We start from the raw sequence: 6,732 nt of genomic DNA, 5'->3' as shown, positions 1-6,732 counted from the left end.
GTGATGCTATATCTGCCCATTCTTGTAACTTTTTTATGCCTTCTCTTATTCCTCAATCACAGACCTGAATCCTTACGTCAGGCAATTCCTCTTGCCAACGTCGTAACTGGTTGCAAGCTTCCCGTAAAATCCACCAACCTAAAGGATTAATTAATCCTGTTTCTTCAGCAACAGGGATAAATTGATCGGGTGAAATTATGCCTTTGGGATGATTCCAACGGATTAAAGCTTCAAAACCTTTAATTTCTCCAGTAACGAGGGAAACAATAGGTTGATAGTACAAGCAAAATTCTTGTTGAGCGATCGCTTTTCGCAAGTCTTGCTCCAGTTCGAGGCGTGCGATCGCATCCGCTTGCATCTGCGGATCGAAAACCTGATAGTTACCACTTCCCTGCTTTTTGGCTCGATACATCGCAATATCCACATCTCTAAGGATATCCATCGGTTGTTGATAATCCATTGCACTAGAAGTTATGCCAATACTCGCTTCGACTATCGCTTCATAGTCATTAAACTTAAAGGGTAACTTGAACTGTTCTAATAGTTCTTGAGCAACTGCAATCCCTGTTTCTATTTCTACTAAAATCACAAATTCATCCCCACCCATGCGCGTTGCAGTTTGGGAAGATTTTAAACATCCTTGCATCCGCTTTGCTACGCACTTTAGTAGCTCATCTCCTGCTAAATGTCCCAGGCTATCATTAATAATTTTAAAGCGATCTAAGTCAATAAACAAAACAGAATAACTTGAATTTGCTGCAATTAGCTCCTGCAATCGCTTAATCAACCAGTCTCGATTTGGCAAACCTGTTAAGGAGTCATAAAAGGCATTATGCTCTAATTGAGCTTGACTTCTGTACAAGTCTTGCAGCGTTTGAGAAAGTTCTGCTGTTCGTTCCTTGACTCTGATTTCTAATTCTTGATTTAGCTGTTTTAAGTCTGCACGAGCCTTAGTATGTTCACCAATTTCTTGCAATAAATGCTGATTTTTAACTTCAATAGTTTTAGTTAAATCTCGCAGTTCTAAATGAGTTTTAATTCTCGCTAAAACCTCTTCTTTTTGAAAAGGTTTAATAATATAATCTACTGCTCCTAAAGATAAACCTCTGACAACATTATCTGTTTCCGAAAGAGCCGTAATAAAAATTACAGGAATTTTACTCCATAGGGGGTTTAGTTTCAAGCGTTCATAAGTTTCAAATCCGTTTATTCCGGGCATCATTATATCTAATAAAATTAGGTCGGGAATCACATAATTTATTTTTTGAATAGCACTTTCTCCATCTTGAGCGACCAAAACCTCAAAACTAGCTTCACTGAGGAAATCCGCTAAGATTCCTAAATTAGCAGGGACATCATCCACTACCAAAATTGTATTTGAGTAAGAATTTAAATTTTTCATAAATTTATTTCCTTGTATTGAGTGAGCATTTCCAAAATTTTTTTCTCTTAAAACTCTTTAGCTAACTGCCGCAATTTTGACGCAAATGACATATATTTTGGATCGGTTTCTTCAAGAGTTTCTGTCTGTTTTATAATCTCTTTCAAATTACCTCGCAACGCTAAATTAAACAGTTTATCTAATGCTTCTGGAGGAGGAGGAACAATTTTATCGTAATTGGGTTTCCTGCCTGAAGGCATCAATGATACAGCTTCATAAATCCACTCTATTTGTAAATGAAGTTCTAACTTTTCTAAAAGTTCTTCAGCTTGAACTGGTTTGGCTAAAAAATCAACAGCTCCAGCTTGTAAGCTTTGATTTTGGTCTGTTTCAAAAACACTCGCCGAAGAAACAATTATTTTAATATCTTTTAATTCTAAGCTTGTTTTCCAGTATTCCATCAATTGAAATCCATCCATTTCTGGCATAACTAAATCTGTAATCACTAAATCTGGTTTAGCCTGAATAGCTATGTTCAATCCTTGTTTACCGTTAGTCGCTTCTATTACTTCAAATCCTAGAGGAGTCAGTAAATTAACAATGACCGAGCGATTTTCCCAACGATCGTCAATCACGAGAATTTTTTGGGGATTTCCTTTAAATCCAATAATTTTACCTTTGTCAGTTTGAGAACTTTTATTAACCCATTCTGTAGCTTCTAATAATTCTAAATCAAACCCAAAAATACTGCCCATTTGTAATTGACTGGTGACTTGAATGGTACTACCCATTAATTGAATAATTTTTTGAGTGATTGCCAGTCCTAATCCCGTTCCTTCTGCTTGATTTTTGCGAGATCCAACTTGTTCAAAAGGTAAAAATATTTTGGCCATTTCTTCGGGTTTAATTCCGACTCCTGTATCTTTAACACTGAAGCGAATTTTACAGCAAGTTTGATGGGAAAAATTAATAGTCTTTTCAATTACACTGACACTAAAACTTATGTCTCCTATTTTTGTAAATTTGATGGCGTTACCAATAAGGTTAATTAATGCTTGTCGCAAGCGCTTTTCGTCGGCATGAATGGCAATGGGTAAATCGGGATCGGGTTGGTAGCTAAATTTGAGACTTTTTTGTTCAGCGCGAATGCGACAAATTTCGGCAACGGCCTGCAGAAAAGCGGGAAAATGAAATTCTGTGGGGTAGAGTTCCATTTTTTGAGCTTCTATTTTAGACAAATCGAGAATATCGTTAATTAAAGTTAGCAGGTGAGAACCGCACTGGTAGATAATTTCAACGCTATTTTGTTCGTGTTCTCCTAGTTTGACAGAACGTTTGAGGATTTGGGCATAGCCTAAGATACCGTTGAGTGGGGTTCGCAGTTCGTGACTCATGTTAGCCAGAAATTCGCTTTTGGCGCGGTTGGCATTTTCTGCGGCTTCTTTGGCGGCATAAATTTCTTGTTCGGCACGTTTGTATTCGGTAATGTCTTCTACTGTACCTTCGTAGTAGAGAATATTGCCATTTTCATCACAAATAGCGCGAGCATTTTCTGAAATCCAAATAATACTACCGTCGCGGCGATAAACTTGAGATTCAAAGTCGGCAACACTGCCGCAATCGCCTATAATTTTTACGAATTCTTCTCGGCGGTTGGGATCGATATAAAGTTGTTGGTTAAGATTGGTTAATTTGCCAATTAATTCATCAGGAGAATTGTAACCATAAATTTCAGCCAAGGCTGGATTAGCGCTAAGATATTCGCCGGCTGGTGTAATTTGAAAAATTCCGTGAATTGAATTTTTAAAAATACTGCGATATTTGGCTTCAGCAGCTTGCAATTCTTTTTCAAATTGTTGGCGCTTTTTGCGGTTGCTGACCAAAGCCATAAAAATGTAAGTAACTACCGCTAATACTAGCAGTGCAAACCCGAGGATTTGATATTTTCTACCAACTAACTGATTCAGTCGCTGTTCCAATAAACGATCTAAAAGTGGAAAAGCTGTATCGTAAAGTTTTAATTGGGACTCTAGGGCAGTTTTGGCTGCCGCTGTATATACGAATGGCTTTAAGTTGATGCTATTGGCATTAATGATATCTTTGTCGAGTAAGTCAATAAATCTTTTGATATTCTTGAAATTTGCGCGCACGCTAGTGGATAGCTGCCGCTGAATTTGAGGATTAGCATTAGCAGAAATTTGCAAGCCTCTTTCGACTGCTTGTATAGGCGGTGCAATTAAACTCCGAATAATCAAAAGTTTGGCTCGATCGCTGTCTGCAATTTTTTGTTTAGCGTGTTGAGCGGCGATATTTGCACCGATATCTTTAGCTTGAGCCGTATTCTCTATCGTTAATGGTAGCTGCGTGACAACGGTATCCATTAAATAATAACTGTCTAAAGATGGGTCGAGAATGAGATTAGAAACATCTCCGATGTGTGCAATTAAATCGAGGATATCGTTAACAACAGTTGTATGTGCTTGCCAGCTTTGGGTAGGAGATAAGTTTAATTTTTGCTTTTTTAATCGCTGCCAGTTGCCATTAATGGAAGTTTTGAGCGCTAGGCATTGCGGGCTAGTTTTAAATTGGGGCGATAGCTGTTTTTCCACGGCATTGAGGTTTTGGATTGCCGTCTCGATCTTTTCTGTTGCCGTGGCGATCGCAGGGGCTAAAGACTTGTCCCCATTTAAATATTGATTAACTTGCGTGCGGTGTTCAATAACAGCGACAAGCAAATTTTTCAACGGATAGTTATATGCCAAGCCGACTTTTTCTTCTTGAGCAAATTCAATTTTAATATCAATTTCAGCAATTAATTGATAAACTACCAGAGCAAAAGGAAATATAAAAATCAACAACAATGCCATTAAATTTATGGGTTCGGTGAGGCGCTGGTGTAAGGGCTTGTTCATAATCTAATAAGTAATAGATAATAATTTATTTTTAAAGAGCTATTAAAATGATTGTCAATCTGCGCTCTAACCTCATGGTAGAATTTGACAATTTCCTTAGTAGCTGTTTGTCCATTATGTAAAGAGACATACCCCGTTATTCCTACACCTACAAAAATATTTAGGATAAAAGGCCGAACCAAGATCATGCCTAACGGAATTTTTGGAGTTGCCGTCATTCAGTAACTGATTGAGACTTTTTTATAATTTGCCCAGCAGGTACCTGACTAATATCAATATTACGCTGTCTTTTGCTGAATATCTATTCTAGTTGAAAGAACATACTAATTAATGTCATCTTTATTACAGTACATAAAAATTCATGTAATGTAACAGACTCTAGTCCTATAACTATTCAATCCTCTTCTCTACGGAAGACTCCTACCTTTGGTAAATATTTTATTGTTATAGACCATAGAGTAATACATTTTTTAACAATTTATATATAGAATTGTTGCTAAATCTCAGAAAAGACCTCTCTCCAGCATCTTAACTTCTAGAACTTACGCATTGACAAAATGTTTATATTTTGTATAAGTGTCCTTAGAGGCGATCGCTATTTCCATAGCAGACAGAATTCAGTCAAATTACTCAACTTGTCATTGGGCCGAGAAACATTAGACATCTCCCCAAAAGCTGAATCACCTACTGGGACACAATTGTGCAGAATATGCACTGCCAGTTGACTTCACCTCGATTTGACGACAACATCAGGATGAGAAGCAATTCTAGTTAAAAGCTAGTCCAGAAATAGCGCTTAGTTTAGTCGTTTTTTTGATAATGATGAGGGAGAGTCTACATCATCAAACGATCGGTAAAGCTATTGAGTAGAGGATTGATATTGCTGGGGCGATCGCCCTTCCTTCGCTCGCATTCAAACAAACTTAGCTACAATGAGCTATACTGTGCTCGGCGACTCCCCAAATCGAACAATTTGCCGTGGTTTATGTCTAACTCCTCCCTCCTCACCCCTGGTTCGACTCTCGAAAAACGCTACCGCATCCTCCGCGAATTGGGCCGGGGCGGCTTCGGCCGCACTTACCTTGCCGAAGATATCAACCGCTACAACGAACATTGCGTGCTCAAAGAGTTTTCTCCGGTGGTGCATAGCCCGAAAGCTGCCGAATTGTTCGATCGCGAAGCGAGTATGCTTTACCACCTCCAACACCCGCAAATTCCAAGGTTTCGAGAACTCCTGCGAACGGATTTGGGCGGGAATCAATCTTTATTTTTAGTGCAAGATTATATCAAGGGTCAAACCTACGAAGAAATATTGATATCGCGCCAGCAGCAAGGTAAAAATTTTACCGAAGCCGAAGTTACTCAACTGCTATTTCAGCTTTTACCAGTTTTAGAATACATCCACTCAAAAAATTTAATTCACCGCGATATTTCCCCGGATAATATTATTCAGCATGATGCTGACAAACTACCCTTTTTAATTGATTTCGGTTCTGTCAAACAAATTGCAGCCAATGCCGTACTTCAGTTTAACGGACAATCGGATACGGCGATCGGCAAACAGGGTTATTCGCCAGCCGAACAAATGCGACTGGGGAAAGTTTCTGCTGCTAGCGATTTGTACGCTTTAGCCGTCACGGCTTTGGTACTGCTAAGCGGCAAAAAGCCTCAAAAATTGTACGATATCAATAATAAAACTTGGGATTGGCGATCGCACGTCAGTGTCAGCCCTAATTTAGCCACGGTATTGGATCGGATGTTAGCAGAACAACCGGGCGATCGCTACCAATCCGCAAAAGAAGTCCGCGAAGCACTCAAAGATCCAAAACTCTCTCAAATTGGCAGTATAATTTCCCAAATGGTGACAATGAACTTTGTCGGCCGCCCTTTCAAAAACACCACTCAAACTGCTACCAGCAATCATACTCCTGTTAACCCAAACCCTCAAATTGTTAACCATAACAGCACATTCAAGTTAATTCCTTGGAAAACCCTAGGGAGTTTAACTGTCGTTTTGGTGCCAGGACTTTTAGCTTTTAGTGTAGTCAAATCTGGTTTCACGTTGCCCAAGTTGCCGGAGTTACCTAAATTAACTTCGCGCCAGCAACCTCCCGATACATCCTTAGAGGAAGCAGAAATAATTCGTCAAGAAAAGATTGGTAAACGACGCAAAAATCTCAACATTGAGCAAGATATATTCTATCAAAAAGTTGATGAATTATATTACAATAAATATCCAGAATTACAAGGGCGCAGCTTGACAGAAAAGCCAGAAGATGCTGAAATTAGGCGAAAATGGTATGAAGTTGCTGAGGATTTATTGGACAAGTTGGAGAAAGGAGGACGGTTGTGAAATTTAAGATATAGCGATCGCAAATGATTTGTAAATCATCGAGCGTGTATAATGAGAGATGTAAATCTAAGTATAAGTTGAGATGT

At 38.8% G+C, this 6,732-nt stretch carries 3 protein-coding genes; 1 reads left to right on the top strand and 2 read right to left on the bottom strand.

Annotation, left to right across the window (positions count from 1 at the left end; translation table 11 throughout):
* Positions 1 to 52: 52 nt before the first annotated feature.
* The gene (locus tag QUA25_RS28320; RefSeq protein ID WP_333042994.1) at positions 53 to 1,402 is read right to left on the bottom strand and encodes a diguanylate cyclase domain-containing protein; all 1,350 of its coding nucleotides are present in this window, start codon (positions 1,400 to 1,402) and stop codon (positions 53 to 55) included.
* 47 nt (positions 1,403 to 1,449) lie between these two features.
* A complete protein-coding gene (locus tag QUA25_RS28315; RefSeq protein ID WP_333042992.1) occupies positions 1,450 to 4,293 on the bottom strand; it encodes an ATP-binding protein in 2,844 nt (947 codons plus the stop codon).
* 985 nt (positions 4,294 to 5,278) lie between these two features.
* Here QUA25_RS28315 and QUA25_RS28310 point away from each other — a divergent pair.
* Complete coding sequence (locus tag QUA25_RS28310) at positions 5,279 to 6,646, top strand: serine/threonine-protein kinase (RefSeq protein WP_333042990.1); 1,368 nt, start codon at positions 5,279 to 5,281, stop codon at positions 6,644 to 6,646.
* Positions 6,647 to 6,732 lie beyond the last annotated feature (86 nt).

The sequence above is a fragment of the Microcoleus sp. Pol17C6 genome (genome assembly GCF_036701145.1).
Classification (GTDB): domain Bacteria; phylum Cyanobacteriota; class Cyanobacteriia; order Cyanobacteriales; family Microcoleaceae; genus Microcoleus.
Note: the sequence above shows the minus strand (reverse complement) of the source record. Positions and strands in the feature narration are given on the sequence as shown.